Genomic DNA, 18,419 nt, shown 5'->3' on the forward strand with positions numbered 1-18,419 from the left:
CCGACGACCTGAAAATGATCACTGACTACCAGTCTAAGTACATTGCCTACGATCTGACCCGCCGCCGTCCGTCTGACAGCGCGGACCGGTTGGCCGTCGCAGTGGCTGGCGCTCAAGTCGACATGAATCCCCACCAGGTCGACGCCGCCCTCTTCGCCTTTTCGTCGCCGTTATCCAAAGGGGCGCTGCTCGCCGATGAGGTCGGGCTCGGAAAAACCATCGAAGCCGGACTGGTGATCTCTCAGCGATGGGCGGAAAGCAAACGTCGCATCCTCATCATTGCCCCCGCGAATCTTCGCAAGCAGTGGCATCAGGAACTCCAAGAAAAATTCTTCATTCCCGCTACGATTTTGGAGTCAAAATCATACAACGCTGAAATCAAATCTGGTAATATAAGGCCGTTTCAGCTCGATGATAGCGTGATTATATGTTCATACCAGTTTGCACGCAGCAAGGCCTCTGATGTCGCCACCACGCCATGGGACTTGGTTGTCATGGACGAAGCGCACCGGCTTCGTAACGTCTATAAACCTTCCAACATCATTGCCAATACGCTCAAGACTGCGCTGTCCGAGCGTCACAAGTTGCTACTCACGGCGACGCCGCTGCAGAACTCGTTATTGGAGCTCTTTGGGCTTGTAAGCTTCATCGACGAACATTCGTTCGGTGATCTTAAAAGCTTCCGCGAACAGTTCGCTGGCGTGGCGCAAGAACGCGCTTTCGAGCTTCTACGCGAACGCCTTAGACCCATCTGTCACCGAACGCTTCGTCGTCAGGTGACAGCGTACGTTCCCTACACCAAGCGTCACGCGATCTTGCAAGAGTTCAGTCCTGACGAGACTGAAGATCGCCTCTACAATCTTGTGACGGCGTATCTCCAGCGTGAAAATCTTCAGGCCCTGCCGTCTGGCCAGCGCGCCCTGATGACGTTGGTGCTGCGTAAGCTGCTCGCGTCATCCTCCTTCGCTATCGCCGGTGCGCTTGCGTCCATCTCCGACCGCCTCCAAGCGCGCTTGGATCAGGGGAGGCCGCCTGCCGCCCTGACCGAGATTGTCGAGGATGATTATGAGGCTCTCGACGAGATGAAGGACGAGTGGAGCGATGACGAGGCATCGGCGCCTCTAAGCGAAGGCGACCAGCGCGCTTTGGAGGCTGAGATCTCCGAACTGCGAGAGTTTGCCAAACTAGCGACATCGATCGAACAGAACGCTAAAGGCCGTGCATTGTTGACGGCGCTTGAAGTGGGATTTGCGAAGGCCCGTGAAGGCGGTGCGGCTGAGAAAGCCATCATCTTCACCGAGTCCAAGCGCACACAATCGTACTTGTTGAGAGTCCTAGCTGACAGCCCGTTCGCAGATTCCATCGTACTCTTCAACGGCAGCAATACCGACGAACAGTCGCGCGCCATTTATCAGGATTGGCTTGTCCGCCACGAGGGATCAGATCGTGTCACCGGCTCGCGGACAGCGGATATGCGCTCCGCGCTTGTCGATTATTTCCGTGATACTGGGAAGATCATGATCGCCACCGAGGCGGGGGCTGAGGGCATCAACCTTCAGTTCTGCTCTATGGTCGTCAACTATGACCTGCCTTGGAATCCTCAGAGGATTGAGCAACGGATCGGCAGGTGCCATCGCTACGGCCAGAAGCACGATGTAGTGGTAGTGAACTTCCTCAACAAAAAGAACGAGGCTGATCAGCGCGTCTATAAGCTGCTGTCTGAGAAATTTCAGCTATTCGAGGGTGTGTTCGGGGCCAGCGACGAGGTGCTTGGCGCAATCGAGTCCGGCGTGGACTTTGAGAAACGTATCGCTGAAATCTACAACGAATGTCGCCAGCCCGAGGACATCAAACAGGCGTTCGACGACCTTCAGCGTGAGCTCGGCTCGGAAATCAGTGAGGCGATGAAGCTTGCGCGTCGGAAACTCCTGGAGAACTTCGATGACGAGGTCCGAGAGAAACTGAGGCTGAGAGACGAGGACGCGAAAGTCCTGCTGAATCATTTTGAGCGGCAGCTCATGCGTCTCGCCAAGCACGAACTGGACGGGGCGGCGACGTTCATCAATGACTCGTCTTTCCGACTCGATAGCTTGCCAGAATGGGCCGAAGACCGACCTATCGCGACCGGCTTGTACGAACTTCCACGTCGCTCGGGGGAAGCGCATCTCTTCCGACTTAACCATGCGTTGGGCGACGCGATTGTTGAGCGTGCCAAAGAACGTGAGTTGGTTGTCTCTGAAATCGTATTCGATCTGGGCAGCCACGAAGGACAGATCAGTGCCCTAAAGCCCTATGTCGGGCACGCGGGATGGATGTCGGTTCAGCTTCTCTCGGTTGATGCTCTCGGCCAGGGCGAGGATCATCTCTTGATAGCCGCTCAGACGGATGGAGGCGAGAGCCTGGAGGCGGAGGCGGCGAGCCGTCTCTTGACGGTGGGAGCGGCGGTAACCGGTGAAGCGCATCTGCCGCAGAATGTTGAGGCCGCGCTGACTCAGTTACTTGCGCAGCAGAAAAACGCGATACGCAAAGAAATATCAGAGCGAAACGCCCGCTTTTTCGAGGCGGAAGCGAACAAGTTGGATGGCTGGGCTGATGATTTGAAGGTCGGGCTTGAGCGCGAGCTGAAGGAACTCGATAGGCAGATTAAGGAAGCGCGCCGTGCCGCCACCATTGCCCTGACGCTGGAAGAAAAGCTGGCGGGTCAGAAAGCAGTCAAGACCCTAGAGGCAGCCCGGACGACCAAGAGGCGCAGCCTCTTTGATGCTCAGGACAAGATTGACGAACAGCGCCGCGAATTGATCGCCCAGATAGAAGGGCGATTAGAGCAGGATGTGACGTCAAAAAGAGTGTTCTCGATCCGTTGGAGGCTGCGCTGATGCCGGATCGTCCGATTGAAATCCTGGCCCTGCCTACGAAACTGCACCAATTGTTCGACGGTCTGCTTGCTCAGAAAACGAACGGCGACGCTGAGCAGAATGAGCGTGACTTTCTGAGCCGCGCGCTTGCCGCCTATGCCCTACACAAGCTGGGCGGAGCCACTCTTCAGGAAGCCGCAGACAGCGTGGTCGATGGAGGGGGAGATGGCGGGATCGACGGCATCTATTTCTCGCCAGTCACCAATACCCTCTGGCTCACGCAATCGAAATACGTCCACTCCGGCATGAACGAGCCGGAATTGGGCGATGTCACGAAGTTCAAAACCGGCGTGGAGAACCTGCTTGAGGGCAAGTTCGAAGCCTTCGCGGCGAACGCGCTCATCACTGCGAGACGCGGGCAGCTGGAGGGCATTTTAGCTGATGCCGCCACGCAGGTGCGTGCGGCCCTCTGTTACTCGGCGCTTCCCCTCATCTCCGATGACCGTAAGCACCTTTTCGAGCGGCTGAAAGCGAAGGTCAGCAAGGACCAGGAGGATGATTTCTTTCGGTTCCAGTCGGTCAATCTCACGACCCTCAACGATTGGGTGACGGGCGCAGACGAGGGGCCGGGTATCGCGGCCATTGAGTTGGAGATTATCCGGCCCGGCCTGATGACCTCCCCCTTTGAGACAATCTACGGGCTCATCGCCTTGGAGCGGTTGAAAGCGCTTCATGAAGAGCATGGCGCAAAGCTTATCCGCGCCAATATCCGAGGCTTCAAAGGCAGCACGGACGTAAACGACGACATTCAGAAGACCCTGACGGAAGAGGCGGGCCTTTTCCACTATCTCAACAATGGCCTAACTGCCTATTGCGACCGCCTGGAGCTCAACAACCTTGACCGTACGAATTCCGAGCGAAAGCGGGTGACGGCAAGGGGCTTTGCCATCATCAACGGCGCTCAAACGCTGGGATCTATCGGCAAGTGTGTCGCCATACCCGAGGGCGATGCTGCTCCATCCGGCTATGCCTTCATCAAGATCGTTTCCCTCGAAAAGTGCGAGGACGAGGCGTCGTTCGCGGAACGCATTTCTCGGGCTGCGAATTTCCAGAACTACGTCAGCCTGAAAGACTTCGCCGCTGCCTATCCGTTGCACGAACAGATCAGCTTGACGCTGAGCCCCCATGGCATCGGCTATCATTATCGGCTGGATGAAGACACGCCCGCGCCGGACGATCAGAATTTTACGATTGATGAGGCGCTGACAGCCTGTGCCTGTCTGCACAATGCACAGGACTGCGATCTGCTTTATCGGGTTGCGACAAACCGTGATTCTTTGCGGTCCTTGGAGATGGTATTCCCAGCAGATCAGGCTGTGCGAACGCGCCACGAAAGAGTTTTTCCGATATCGCTTTCGGCACGGACGGCCTGGCGGGCCGTGCAGGTGCAGCGCATCGTCCTTCAAATCATGGGCGATGCCGCACGCGCCAGCACGGGTGCCGAGAAGTCCTTCTATACGAACGCACGTTGGGTGGTGCTTGCGGCGATCTTCAAGCGGCTGGAGCCGGAAACTGGTGAGGCGATAGCGCTCTCTGAGGATGAACGCGCGGCGATATCAGCGGCAGTTTCAGACTATGCTGAAAAGCTGCTGTCGCAGGCTGTATCCAAGGGATTCGCGAGCTACGATACGGTCGCAGGCGGTGCGAGCGTGCTTCGCTCGACCCGAGATTTTCAATCTGTTTTCAAGACCCAGGGCGACTGCCAGATTCTTTTCGGGGCTCTGAAGGCGCAGCTATGGAACATACAAAACGCGCCCGCCTAGAGGCGTGAAATAGGAAGCCTATGACGAGTAAGAAGACGAAACTGGAACTGACCTGGGTGGGGAAGGAGAACCGTCCCCGCCTGGAGCCCCGCATCCTGATTGAGGATGCGGAGAAGAGCTATCACGCAGCGAAGCGCGTAAGCGATGCGGACATCTTCGACAACGTGCTCATCCACGGCGACAACTTGCTCGCGCTGAAAGCGCTTGAAACGGACTACGCCGGTAAAGTGAAATGCGTTTTCATCGACCCGCCCTACAATACGGGTAGCGCTTTTGCCCAGTACGACGATGGTCTCGAGCATAGTATTTGGCTTGGCCTTATGCGGGACCGTCTCGAATTGATTAGGCGTCTGCTTTCCGAGGATGGATCGCTTTGGATTACCGTTGATGATAACGAAGCGCATTATCTAAAGGTAATTTGCGACGAACTATTTGGTCGATCGAACTTTATGGCGAACATTGTATGGGAAAAAGCGGACAGTCCTCGAATGGATGCTCGATTTTTTTCGACCAGGCATGACCATTTATTGGTCTTTGCGAAGGATTCCCAATCCCTTAGTATAAACCATGTGATCTCCGAAGAAGAAGCAGCCCCGTCCCACTATAATAAGACAGACGATAAAGGTCGTCGGTACTATCTTAAGCCGCTGCGAGCGATGGGGGTAGATGGGACGCGAGAAGCTCGACCTTCTATGTATTTTCCTCTGATCGCCCCCGATGGAGCTGAGGTTTATCCCAAAAATCCAGATGGTTCTGACAGCCGATGGAGGTGGAGCCCTGATCGAGTGGAGAAGGAGCTTTGGCGGATTGAATGGGTGAAAGGCAGAAACGGTTGGAGTGCTAACTTCCGGATTTATGCTGAGGACAATGATACTCGGCCCCCAGAGACGATCTGGACGCATGCTTTCGCCGGGAGCAACCGGCATGCAAAGGCTGAAGCCAAGACTTACGTCGAAGGCGTGCGACCGTTCGATACACCGAAGCCGGAAAAATTGCTTAGCCGGGTGATACAGATCGCCACGAAACCAGGCGACATAGTACTCGACTCATTCGCAGGCTCAGGAACTACAGGCGTGGCCGCCCATAAAATGGGCCGTCGCTGGATCATGGTTGAACTCGGCGACCACTGCACCACTCACATTGTGCCGCGTTTGCAGAAGGTCGTTGACGGCACGGATCATGGCGGCATCTCCAAGGCTGTTGATTGGAAGGGCGGAGGTGGCTTCCGCTACTACGAACTCGCACCGTCGCTCTTGCAAAAGGACAAGTGGGGTCGCGAAGTCATCTCCAAGGACTACAACGCCGAGATGCTGACGCAGGCGCTGTGCAAGCTGGAAGGCTTCGCCTATGCGCCGAGTCCCGATATTTATTGGCAGCAAGGCCAGTCGTCGGAAGCCGACTTCCTCTACGTAACCACCCAGACGTTGGGGCCAGATGAACTGGCGGCTCTCAGCGAGGATGTGGGTGAAGGGCGGTCGCTGCTGATCCTATGCGCCGCATTCCGAGGAAACCCGGACAACTGGCCCAATCTGACGGTCCGGAAGATTCCCAACCATATTCGTACACGATGCGAATGGGGACATGACGACTACAGCCTCAACGTCGCCAATCTGCCGCAGGCAGACACATCGGCAGAGAAGGCCTCGCCTCAGCCAGGCCTGTTTGATGAAGGAGATGCCGAATGAGCAATCTCCGCCATGTAAATGCCATCGCCGGGCGTTTGAGCCTGCGTCAGCCCCAACGCACCAGTTTGGAAATCCTGGACCGCGTGACCGAGATCGCGCCGCCTTCCAAGCGGGCGGATCTCGCCGCAGCCCTCGATGTGATCCGCAGCGAATACCCAGGCGTTACGGACTTCGAGCGTGACTTCGTTTCGCTCTGCTTCGCCTTGGCGACGGGCGTGGGCAAGACGCGCCTGATGGGGGCCTTCATCGCCTATTTGAAGATCGCCCAGGGCATCAATAATTTCTTCGTCCTGGCCCCCAACCTGACGATTTACAACAAACTGATCGCGGACTTTACGCCGAACACGCCGAAGTACGTCTTCAAGGGCCTGTCGGAATTCGCCATTGCACCGCCAGTGCTGACGACTGGCGAGAACTTCGAGCGCCAGATCGCGTCTGGTGGTCAGCTTTTCCCGACGACCATCAACATCTTCAATATCGCCAAGATTTCGTCCGAGGTGCGTGGCGGGCGGTCGCCTCGCATCCGCTCTTTCCGCGAAGAGATTGGCGAGAGCTATTTCGACTATCTGGCCAATCTTCCCGACCTCGTTCTGCTGATGGACGAGTCGCATCGCTATCGTGCGACGGCGGGGATGCGGGCCATCAATGAGCTGAAGCCAATCCTCGGTCTGGAGCTGACCGCGACGCCTTTTGTCGAGAGCGCTCGCGGCCCGGTGCCGTTCCGCAATGTCGTTTTCGACTATCCGCTGGCGCGTGCGATGGAGGATAGCTTCGTCAAGGAGCCAGCCGTCGTCACGCGCAAGAATTTCAATCCGGCAGGTAAGTCGCCTGAAGCGATCCAGACCATGAAGCTGGAGGATGGCATTCGCTTGCACGAAAGCGTCAAGGTCGATCTTGAGACCTACGCCCGCGAGAATGGCGAGCGGATCGTCAAGCCGTTCGTCCTGGTGATCGCGCGCGACACAAATCACGCGGCGGAACTTATGGCGTCGATCCAATCGGACGCCTTCTTTCAAGGGCGATACGCCGACAAGGTGATCCAGGTCGATTCCAGCGTGAAGGAAGAGGAGACCGTCGAAAAGCTGCTGACGGTCGAGCAGAACGACAATCCGGTCGAGATCGTCATCCACGTCAATATGTTGAAGGAAGGGTGGGACGTCACAAACCTCTACACCATCGTTCCCCTTCGCGCGGCGAATGCCCGGACGCTCATCGAGCAGAGCATCGGTCGCGGCTTGCGCCTTCCATACGGTAAGCGCACTGGCGTCACCGCTGTTGACCGCCTGAATATCGTCGCGCATGACCGTTTTCAGGAGATCGTCGACGAGGCGAACAACCCTAATTCGCCGATCCGGCTCAAGCAACTCATCCTCGACGAAGCCGACCTGATTCGGAAGACGGTGACGGTTGTGGCGACGCCGACCCTGTTGTCCAGCCTTGGCCTCCAGTCGGCACCGGCTCCTGAAGGCCCAGCAGCACCGCCGTCAGTCGCCCCGGCATTTGTCGACCCGCAGGAGTTGAAGGTTGCGCGGTTGGCTTATGATGCCTTTCGGAAGCTAGCGCGTGACCCAGACAAGGTTCCGAGCGCCGCTTACCTGAGCCGCCCTGAAGTCCAGGCTCAAGTCGTTCGGGAGGTCGCCAGTCAGTTTCAGCCCGCGCAAATGGAACTGGAGGGCATTGAAGCTCCGGCTCCCGACATGGCCGCCGTCGTGGCGGCAACAGCCAAACTTATGGCTGAAGGCACCATCGACATTCCCCGCATCATCGTGATGCCGAAGGGAGAGGTGAAGGCGGGTTTCAAGCCCTTCAAGCTCGACCTTTCTGGAATGCGCTATCCCGCGCCAAGTGAGGAATTGTGGGCTAAGCATCTCCGTACCGATCAGGTGGATGTCATTGGCCTTAGCCAGGGTAATCTCTCCGAAGAGCGGCTTGAGGATTATGTTGTTAGCGGTCTGATCGACTTCCCCGATATCGCCTACGATGAGCATGCTGACCTGCTCTACGACTTGGCGGGACAGGTCGCCGCGCATCTGCAAACCTATTTGCCGGAAGATGACGCTAGGCGGGTGCTGGCGCTCCACCAAAGGGAAATCGCTCGCGCCGTTCACGCGCAAATGCAAGACTATTTTTGGCTAGATGATACGGTCGAATATCATCACGAGGTCCGGCAAGGTTGGACTGATCTGAAGGAAAGCGCGTTCACAACGGTCAACGAACCGCCGCTCGATTTCCGACAGTCACCCGCGGACAAGAGCAACATGGCCCGCTACCTGTTTGGCGGATTTTCCAAGTGCCTATCGAACGTCACGAAGTTCCACTCGGACACGGAGCGTAAGCTAGCCGTCATTCTTGAACGTGAAGCTTTGAAATGGCTACGCCCGGCCAAAGGGCAGTTCCAAATGTTCTATCGGAGTGGAAACGACCATCTTGAATATCAGCCTGACTTTGTCGCTGAGATGGATGATTGCATTGTCATGCTGGAGCCAAAAATGGCGACGCAGATGACCGACAAGGACGTTTTGGCGAAGCGCGACGTTGCCGTGCAGTGGTGTGGCTGGGCGACTGAACACGCGCACACATATGGGGGCAAGCGGTGGCGATACGCCCTGATCCCTCATGACGCCGTTGCTGAAAACATCACGATCGACTTCCTCTTGAAGCAGTACGCGGCGTCGCACTGAGACTTGGAGCTTCACGTCTAGCGCGCTGCAGCGCCCGCCGTGACGGGCCCCGGCGCGTTTGCGGCCTCAAACGTCAGTGTCAATCGGCGCTACGCGAGTTTCCTCGATCACTGACAGCCTCGTTATGCAATGCTCCCCCGCGCAATCTCATTGGCGATGGGTAACCAAGGGCGCTTCACGATGCCTGCAGGAATCCACCATCCTATTCACCGCTAAGTTTGGCGCGTCAATTGGATGGTCTGTAGGCGTCTAGAGAGTGATGCATCAAGGTGCCCAGCCGACCAGGGTCAAATAGTTCTCGGCATCATCCGTCGCGGCGCGCCACCTCTCCCAACATCGTTGATAACGCTGCAGAATTACCGTCCGCACAACCGTTTTCAGACGATTGCTACACAATTCGACCGACGATCATGAGCTAAAGTCTTATGATCATTCAAGAAAGCGGGCGGAGGGCTGCTACACAAAGTTGCTACACAATGTTCGAACGCATTTGGTCGAACGAGGTGATGGTCGCCTCGCGGTTAAACGACGCCCATCGCCTTTCTGAAATAAAAAACAGTGTAAACTGCGGGCATGACCGCCGCGCGACAGCACCTTCCACGATCCGTGCTCGACACCAATCAGTTGCCGCAGCGGCAGCGGGCGCCGCTGTGGCGAGACAGCGCGACATCGGTCTGGGATGTGGAGCGCATTACCGACGACGGATTCTACGCCTATGTCGACGCCTTCCAGGCGGGCGACCTGATGTTCGGCACCGTCAAGAGTTCCGGCCAGGCGACCGAGCGGACGCGCCTGCGCATCGCCTCGGACAGCCTCGACTATTACATGCTGCAGTTCTATGTGCGCGGGCAGCGCAGCGCGAACGCACGCGGGCACGAGGTGCTGGCGCAGAATGGCGATCTGCTGGTCGTCGACATGACCCAGCAACTTCAGACGCGATCGACCGAGTATCAGAGCTTCGATCTGGTTCTGCCCCGGCGGTTGTTCGACCCCCTGCTGGGCGATCCGGATGCGTTCGGCGGCGCCCTGTTCGCGTCGCAGCAGCCGCTGGTCGCCCTGCTCCGCAGCCACCTTCTAGCGCTCTATCAGGCTGGGCCGGAGATGACGCAGGATCAGGCCATCGCCATGCAGGGGCCGACCCTGGCGCTGGCGGCGGCGGCCCTGAACGGAGCGGTTACAGAGGAAAAGGCCCAACCGGTGCGAACCGCCGCCTGGCTGGCGGTCCGACGGCATCTGGAAGACCGTCTGTCGGACCCCGAACTCAGCGCCGAGCGCGTGGCCCGGCACTTCGGTTTTTCGCGCGCGACCCTTTATCGGATCATGGAGCCGGTCCACGGCTTTTCGGCCTATGTGCGCCTGCGTCGGCTGTATCGCTGTCGTGAAGACCTGGCGGACCGCGCCCAGCGCCACCGCCCGATCGCCGATATCGCCGCCGGGTGGCGATTTCATAACGCGGCGGCTTTCAGCGCCTTTTTTTCGAGAACCTTCGGCCTGCCGCCGCGTGACTATCGGCAGATGGCCTTCGGTCAGGAATTGGGCGCGACCCATTCGGCATCCGAACTTGACTGGAGCCGCTGGCTGTCAGCGATGCGATAAAAATCGTTCGATTTTCACTCCGATGCAGCGACGTGAGACGGAGAGAAAACAAAAACGCCGCATCCTGAGATGCTCGATATAGTGCATTAATTATCAAGCACTTTTGTCGTTTTGCCTCCGTTGACAATGTTGTCCGAGCGCCCCATCGAACGCCAAATTCGGATGCGCCGCTCTTCAGATCGGGCGGCCGTCCTCTTGGCGGATGGATCGTTATCGCGCACGGCCCCAGTCCCGCGAAACGATCGCAACAGATCGGGGATCGACATGTCCAAAACCACTTTGCACGCGATGCGTTCGTTGCTGCGCAGTTCGACCGCCCTGGTCGCCGTAGCGGGCCGCGCGACGACGCAGCGCCCGCTTGTCCCGGCTGCGCTGGCCGTCTTCCTGTGCGTAAGCGTCGCGCCTCAACCCACATGGGCGCAGGCGGCAACGTCAGAATGGATTGGTACTTTCGGTCGTTGGAACGATCCCCGGGAGTGGAGCACGTCAGCGGTTCCAAATAGCCCGGGCGCGTCTATATTATTGCACAACCAAACTCCACAAAACAACTTTGGAATACATCTTGGCGAGAATACATATACAGTAGGAAGAATTACTTCAAATAACTCTATAGAAAGTATACATCTTTTGCATGATGGATCCATTATTATGGATTCAGGTTCATCAGAAGACGCAGAAATAATATCCAATGGAATTCCCTCACCCATCCAACTTTCCAATATTGACAAATCAGTAACACTAATCTTAAAATCAAATCTTTCAATCAAGGTAAATGGCGCAAAGAATATATACATTGTATCGGGACAAATAATTGGACAAAACTCCGTTAGCAAGAATGGAGATGGAGTTCTTATTTTAGAAGGAACCAATCAATACACCGGAGACACATTAATAAATACCGGAATTTTGTCCCTGGAAAAGCAAGGAAGACTCTCGCCTTCGAGCAAGGTCCTTCTGCCCGCTGCTGGCGCAGTATTAAATATTTCCAACTCACCTTATCAACAGATCATCGGCGCCTTGTCGGGCGTTTCCGGAACAAAAATTGTTCTTGGTGTAAACAATCTGACGCTCGGGGGTGCCAGCAGCACAACATTCAACGGGTCAATCACTGGCGCAGGTGGCATCGTCAAGCAAGGCTTAGGCGTCATGACGCTGGGCGGCGCCAACCATTTCACCGGCGGCGTTGACATCGCGGCAGGGACCCTGGCCCTGAGCGGTTCAGGAACGCTCGCCCGGACGACCGCCATGTCTTTGAATAACGGGTCGACGTTCGACATATCCGCTGCATCCTCCGCCCAGACGATCGGCTCTCTGGTCGGCGACACAGGAACAAATGTTCTGCTGGGCGGAAACATTCTAACCTTCGGCTCGACCGCCAGCACGGCGTTCGCAGGATCGATCAGCGGCACAGGCGCCATCGTCAAACAGGGCTCAGGCGTCATGACGCTGAGCGGCGCGAACAGCTTCACCGGCGGCGTTATGGTCGCGGGAGGAACCCTGGCCCTGACCCATTCAGGCGCCCTAATGTCTGGAAACAATGTGAGCCTGACAGCGGCGAACGCGACGTTCGACATCTCAGGCCTGTCCAGCGGACAGACCATCGGCGCCCTGTCCGGCGTTGCCGGAACGAAAGTCCTTCTGGGCACCAACTCTCTGACATTCGGCACCGGCGCCAATACGGTGTTTGCAGGTCAGTTCGACGGCGCCGGCGACATCATCAAACAGGGCGCCGGCACGATGACGCTGAGCGGCGACAGCTCCGCCTTCACGGGCGACACGCGCGTGACGAACGGCGCGCTGAAGATCACCGGCAGACTGGGCGGCGACGCCGGTCATATCGAAGGCGCAGGCAGCGACCCGGCAAGCATCGAAGTCACAGGCCCGAACGCGGGCTGGGCGATGGATTACAATCTGACGGTCGGCGGAATCGGCCAGGGCGCTCTGCGTATTCTTGACGGCGCGACCGTATCCAACATTTTCGGCGACGTGGCGTCCAGTTCCGGCTCTGCGGCCAGCGTGACCGTGTCGGGGCAAGGCTCCAGATGGGACAACGGCTTCGCCCTGCTGGCGGGCGTCAACCGTGGGCGGGGCGAGATTTACGCTCTGGACGGCGCCGTCATAACCAGCGTCGACGGCCACATCGGCGCTGGCTCGAACGCCCCCGGAGAGGGCCTGGTCGAAGTCTCAGGCGCCGGGTCCACGTGGACGAATGACGGCGAACTGAAGGTCGGGAACATGAACGCCCAGGGAACCCTGCGCATCGCCGACGGCGGCGTCGTGTCCAATACGACCAGCTATATCGGCAGCATGGGCGGCGGCGTCGGCACGGTCAGCGTCGCGGGCGCGGGGTCGCGCTGGAACAATACCGGCGACCTGAATGTCGGCTTCGGAGTATTCGGCAACTACGGCACGGGCGCCGTCTCCATTGCGGATGGAGCCCTCGTTACAGTCGGCGCAACGGGAACCGGCACGGTCTATCTGGCGAAAGACAGCCTGTTTCCCGGGTTCGGCACGACCGGCACGCTCAGCATCGGTGCGGCCAGCGACAACGCCGCCGACGCGGTGGGGGCAGGAACCCTGCAGGCCGGGCTGATTGAGTTCGGCAAGGGCGCAGCGACCCTGCGGTTCAACCATACCGACAACGACTATCTGTTCGATACGCGCCTGAAGGGCGGCGGCACGGGCAGCATCAATCAGATCGCCGGGACGACCATGCTGACGGCCGATAACGTCGACTTCAAGGGCAAGACAACCGTATCGGGCGGCAAGCTGATCGTTCAAGGCCGCCTGGCAGGTTCGGCCGCCGTTACGGGCGGCGTGCTGCAGTTCGGAAATGGAACGACCGGCAGCGTCAGCCGCCTGAGCGGCGATCTGAACGTCAGCGGGTCCGGCGCCACCCTCGCCGTCACCGGACCAGCGGCCCTGTCGGTCGAGAATACGATTGATCTGGCCGCTCAGACCCGCCTGAACATCGGCGCAGGTACGACCGGGCCGACATTGGCCGCCGATCGTCTGAACATCGGTTCGGACGTCGTCTTCAACCTCAGCGGCATCGATGACGAAGGCCAGTTGCCGAAGGTGCTGATCTCGACCGCCAACGGCATCAGCGGCGATTTCGCGAGCGTGACGATCGGCGGCTTCGCCGGTTCCGTCGACTATCTAACCGTCCACACGGGCAAGTCGGGTGACGGACTTAGCTATCAGGCGACCTATGGACTGAGCTGGACAGGCGGCAACAACATGTCCCACGGGACATTCACCCTGACCAACGCCACGGACAACATCATCTTAGGCGTGGCGTTGCGCGATCAGTCGCCCAATGCGGCGCTCGGCTGGGACGGGCGCAGCCTGACCAAGGCTGGACAGGGAACCCTGATCCTGACCGGCGACAGCATCTATACCGGCGACACGACCATTCAGAGCGGCGTGCTTCAGATCGGCAACGACGGCGCGACCGGCTCGGTCATGGGCGACATCATCAATCACGGAACCCTGGCCTTCCAGCGGTCCGACGACTTCGCCTTCGACGGCATCGTTTTGGGCTCTGGCGGTTTGATCAAAAACGGGGCGGGAACCCTGACCCTGACCCGCGCCAACAGTTTCACCGGCGGCGTGACCCTGACGCAGGGCGCGCTGCGCGTGGCGTCAGACGCCAATCTGGGTGATGCGTCAGGCGCCCTGACGTTCAACGGCGGCGTGCTGGAAACCACGGACAGCTTCGCCACCAACCGCGAGATCCAACTGGCGCAGGAGGGCGTGTTCGACACGGCAGCAGGCACGCAGCTGCACCTGAAGGGCGCCATTTCGGGCGCCGGCGCCCTTCACAAACGCGGCGCAGGAACGCTGCGTCTCGATCAGGCCGCCGCCGTCCAGCGGACTCTGGTTGAGACCGGGACGTTGATCGGCCATGCCGGGTCCCTGTCCCGCCGGATCGAAAACGCCGCGACCGTCTTGTTCGATCAGGCGACAGATAGCGTCTTCGCGGGCAGTCTTACGGGTCTGAACGGCGTCTTCGGCACGATGAAAAAGCAAGGCGTCGGCAGGCTTAGCCTGAGCGGCGCGTCTCATCTGGACTGGTCTGTCGCCGAGGGAGAGTTAATCGCCGCCATCGACCGCTTCAGCGGTGATGTAGACATCGCCTCCCCCGCCGCATTCAGCTTCACAGACGCCGGAAACCAGACCTATGCAGGCGCCGTGTCGGGCGCCGGGCGCTTCGTTCTGGACCGTGACGGCGCGACCCTGCTGACCGGCGACAGCTCCACGTTTGGGGGCCTGACGACGCTTAACACCGGTAAGTTGCTGGTCGGCGACGCCTCAGGCCTCGGCAAGCTGGGCGGGTCGCTGAATGTGCTGAACGGCGCGACCCTGGGCGGGTCGGGCGTGATCGGGTCGGGCGCCGCCTCGCACGTCAGCATCGCGGCAGGCGGCGTCCTGTCGCCCGGAAACTCCATCGGAACCCTGACCATCGACGGCGACCTGACGCTGGCGGCAGGTTCTACGGTCAATATGGAACTGGGCGCGCCCGGCTTCAGCGACCGCATTAACGTCAGCGGCGACCTGTCGCTGGACGGCGCGCTCAACCTGAGCCAGAGCCTGAACGCCGCCGATGGCGCGGCCGGGCTCGGCTATTATCGCCTGATGACCTATGGCGGCGTGCTGAGCGGCGCCGGTCTGACGATCGGCCAGACCCCGACCATCAACGATCCCGCCGCTTTCGAGATCATGACCGGAAACGGCAATGTCGATCTGTTCATCGCCGCGGTCGGCGACGACACCCTGCAGCACTGGCAGGGCGGCGACGGCGTCTGGAGCGCCTCGAGCCCGCAATGGAATAACAGGAACGGGACGGTTGCGGCCAACTGGAGCGGCCAGCACGCCGTCTTCCGCCATCAGCCGGGAGGCTACACCGGCGGCGTCATCACGGTCGACGGCGCCCAGGCGTTCCAGGGACTTCAGTTCGTTGATGACGGCTATCGTCTGGAAGGCCCCGGCTCGCTGGTCACGGACGCAGACGGGTCTGAAATCCGCGTGCTGGCCAACAGCGCCCGCATAGACGCCACGATCACCGGCGCGGGCGGTCTGATCGTGACGCAAGGCGGCGTTCTGACCCTGTCCGGCGCCAACAGCTATGCTGGCGGAACGACCCTGCGCGGCGGCGTGGTCGCCGTTTCACAGGAAGCCAATCTGGGCCATGCCGACGGCGCGCTGCGCTTTGATGGCGGCGCGCTGCGCGTGACCGGAACCGATTTCAACGGCACCGACCGGACCATCGGCTGGGGCGCCGCCGGCGGGGCCTTCGACATCACGGACGCCGCCAACCGCTTCGAGGTCAGCGCCGACATCAACGGCGCGGGCGCTCTGATCAAGCGCGGCGAAGGGACGTTGATCCTATCCGGCGACAACGCCTTCGGCGGCGCGCGCATCGAGGACGGCGGCCTGATCGGCACGACTTCCTCCCTCTTCGGCGACATCGCCCTGATCTCCGCATCAAGCCGGCTGAGCCTCGTCAACGCCAATGCCGGTATTTTTGCCGGCGCCTTCTCCGGCGTCGGGCGCGTCTCGCTTGACGGCCCCGGAACCGTGCTGCTGACGGGCGACAGCTCGGGCTTCAGCGGCGTGACCACGCTGAACGCCGGAACGCTGCTGGTCGGGAACGCCAACGGGCTCGGCCGACTGGGCGGATCGCTGAACGTGCTGGACGGCGCGACCCTGGGCGGATCGGGCGTGATCGGTTCGGGCGCAGGCTCGCACGTCAGCATCGCATCGGGCGGCGTCCTGTCGCCCGGCAACTCCATCGGAACCCTCACCATCAACGGCGATCTGACGCTGGCGGCCGGTGCTCGCTTCGAGGTCGAGGTCAATCCGCTCGGCGCCGACAGCGACATGGTGCGCGTCACCGGCGCCGCCACATTGAATGGTGGAACAGTCGCCCATATCGGCGCGACCGGACGCTATGATCCGCGCTCGACCTACACCATCCTGTCTGCTGCAAGTCTGACGGGCGCATTCGACGACGTCACCTCGGATTTCGCCTTCCTGAATCCCAAGCTGCACTACGATTACGGGGCTGGAACGGTGCAGATGGAGTTGCTGCGTAACGACAACGAGTTCGCTTCGGCCGCCAAGACGCGCAATCAGGCGGCCACGGCCCACGCCATCGAGAGCATCGGCTTCGGTGCGGAACACGCGGTTTATGACGCCGTCGTCCAACTGTCCGATGACGCGGACCAGATCCGCGCCAGCTTCGATCAGTTGTCGGGAGAGCTTCATGTCTCAGCCCTGACGGCCATGATCGAGGACAGCCGCCTGATCCGCAACGCGGCCAACGACCGTCTGCGCGCCGCCTTCGGACAGGCAGCAGCCTCGACAGCCCCCGTCGTCGCCTATGCCTCCAGCGGCGCGCCCGTCGCCGTCGCCTCCGACCATGCTGGTCCCGCCTTCTGGGCGCAGGGCTTCCGCTCGTGGGGCGCATTCGACGGCGATGACGACGGCAAGACGCTGGATCGCGACACCGGCGGCGTCCTGCTGGGCGGCGATGCGCTGCTGAGCCGCTGGCGCGTGGGCGTGACCGGGGGCTACAGCCAGTCCAACATCAAACCCCGCGACAGGGCGTCATCCGTCTCGTCCGACAACTACCACCTGGGCGTCTATGCCGGGACGCAGCATGGCGCCCTCGCCTTCCGCACCGGCCTCGCCCAGAGCTGGCACGAACTGGACGCGCGCCGCACCATCGCCATGCCCGGTCTGAGCGATCGCACCCGGGCCGAATATCGCGCCGACGCCTTACAGGCGTTTGGTGAGGTCGCTTATGGGCTGACCGCAGGCGACGGTGCACGCCTCGAAACTTTCGCCAACCTGGCGCACATCCGTCTGAAAACGGATGGTTTCTCTGAAAGCGGCGGCGATGCCGCTCTGACCAGCGAAGAAGCCAACGCCGATGTGACCTTCGCCACTCTGGGCCTACGCGCTGAACAGGCGTTCGATCTGGGCGAAACGAAAGCGGCCCTTCGCGGGACAGTCGGGTGGAGGCGTGCTTTCGGCGACACCTCGCCGCAAAGCGTCCACGCCTTCACAGCAGGCGACGCCTTCACGATCACAGGCGCGCCGATCTCAAAAGACAGCACCGTGCTCGAAGGCGGACTCGCCCTCTCCTTCACGCCCGCCACAACCATGAGCCTAGGTTACGCTGGGCAGGTCTCAAACGGCGCCCAGGATCATGCCTTCACAGCCAGCTTCAGTCTAAAGTTCTAGGCTCTTCAACGAAACATCGGCTTGCACGCAGGCCGATGAAATCGCTTCGGCTCCTACTCGTAGTTGGACTCGCGGTCGTTCGGCAGGGCGATCTGCCATCTGTCGGGACTGTCGGCGGTTCGAGCTAAATGCTCCTCGAAGGCCTTCTCGGTCCGCCACTTCTTCGATCATAAGCGTGGGGCCAGATGTGTAGCAGTAGACGCAGGTCTGCATCTCACCGACAGAGGCGATGGCCGCGCTGAGGTATGGCCTTCAGGACCGCCCGATTACGCATGCTCCTGGCGCCCTCGAGACGTCAGCCCATCATCAGGATGCTCGCACAATAGTTCTCGGCATCATCCGTCGCGGCGCGCCACTCCCTCAAGCATGATGCTGAATCCCTCAGGCGCGTGTATAATCACTGCGATTGGCCCCGGTCTGAGAGCATTCGCATCGCCAATGCGGCGGGCAGATGCGTCCGTTCCATTAGCCGGACCTCGACAGTGTGTGCGACGGTCATGCCGGCTTGTGTCGCTCAGGGCGGCGGGC

At 60.0% G+C, this 18,419-nt stretch carries 6 protein-coding genes and 1 pseudogene; all 7 read left to right on the forward strand.

Annotated features, from left to right (window positions below; translation table 11 throughout):
- Window positions 1–14: 14 nt before the first annotated feature.
- The 7 genes and pseudogenes from ACU5AP_RS04465 (at window position 15) to ACU5AP_RS04495 (ending at window position 17,891) form a co-directional block, all read left to right on the forward strand.
- A complete protein-coding gene (locus ACU5AP_RS04465; protein WP_446680847.1) occupies window positions 15–2,876 on the forward strand; it encodes an SNF2-related protein in 2,862 nt (953 codons plus the stop codon).
- The gene (locus ACU5AP_RS04470) at window positions 2,876–4,678 is read left to right on the forward strand and encodes an AIPR family protein (protein ID WP_446680848.1); all 1,803 of its coding nucleotides are present in this window, start codon (window positions 2,876–2,878) and stop codon (window positions 4,676–4,678) included. The genes ACU5AP_RS04465 and ACU5AP_RS04470 overlap by 1 nt, the downstream gene beginning before the upstream one ends.
- Window positions 4,679–4,698: 20 nt before the next feature.
- Window positions 4,699–6,363: a site-specific DNA-methyltransferase gene (locus tag ACU5AP_RS04475; RefSeq protein WP_446680849.1), complete on the forward strand. Its 1,665-nt coding sequence runs from the start codon at window positions 4,699–4,701 to the stop codon at window positions 6,361–6,363.
- The gene (locus ACU5AP_RS04480) at window positions 6,360–9,044 is read left to right on the forward strand and encodes a DEAD/DEAH box helicase (RefSeq protein WP_446680850.1); all 2,685 of its coding nucleotides are present in this window, start codon (window positions 6,360–6,362) and stop codon (window positions 9,042–9,044) included. Before ACU5AP_RS04475 ends, ACU5AP_RS04480 begins: the two co-directional genes overlap by 4 nt.
- A 573-nt stretch (window positions 9,045–9,617) precedes the next feature.
- Window positions 9,618–10,640, forward strand: coding sequence for a helix-turn-helix domain-containing protein (locus ACU5AP_RS04485; protein WP_446680851.1), 1,023 nt, complete (start codon window positions 9,618–9,620; stop codon window positions 10,638–10,640).
- Between the two features lie 648 nt (window positions 10,641–11,288).
- Window positions 11,289–11,840 (forward strand): annotated as a pseudogene (locus tag ACU5AP_RS04490) (autotransporter-associated beta strand repeat-containing protein); the annotation flags it as partial.
- A gap of 45 nt (window positions 11,841–11,885) precedes the next feature.
- Window positions 11,886–17,891, forward strand: a complete 6,006-nt coding sequence (locus tag ACU5AP_RS04495; RefSeq protein WP_446680914.1) for an autotransporter domain-containing protein — start codon at window positions 11,886–11,888, stop codon at window positions 17,889–17,891.
- Window positions 17,892–18,419: the final 528 nt, after the last annotated feature.

Source organism: Brevundimonas sp. RM1 (assembly GCF_052907225.1).

What these genes read in the sequence shown, in the direction of transcription:
- ACU5AP_RS04495 (WP_446680914.1), top strand. Translation starts at nt 11,886, where the DNA reads ATGTCTTTGAATAACGGGTCGACGTTCGACATATCCGCTGCATCCTCC.
- ACU5AP_RS04475 (WP_446680849.1), top strand. Translation starts at nt 4,699, where the DNA reads ATGACGAGTAAGAAGACGAAACTGGAACTGACCTGGGTGGGGAAGGAG.
- ACU5AP_RS04485 (WP_446680851.1), top strand. Translation starts at nt 9,618, where the DNA reads ATGACCGCCGCGCGACAGCACCTTCCACGATCCGTGCTCGACACCAAT.
- ACU5AP_RS04470 (WP_446680848.1), top strand. Translation starts at nt 2,876, where the DNA reads ATGCCGGATCGTCCGATTGAAATCCTGGCCCTGCCTACGAAACTGCAC.
- ACU5AP_RS04480 (WP_446680850.1), top strand. Translation starts at nt 6,360, where the DNA reads ATGAGCAATCTCCGCCATGTAAATGCCATCGCCGGGCGTTTGAGCCTG.
- ACU5AP_RS04465 (WP_446680847.1), top strand. Translation starts at nt 15, where the DNA reads ATGATCACTGACTACCAGTCTAAGTACATTGCCTACGATCTGACCCGC.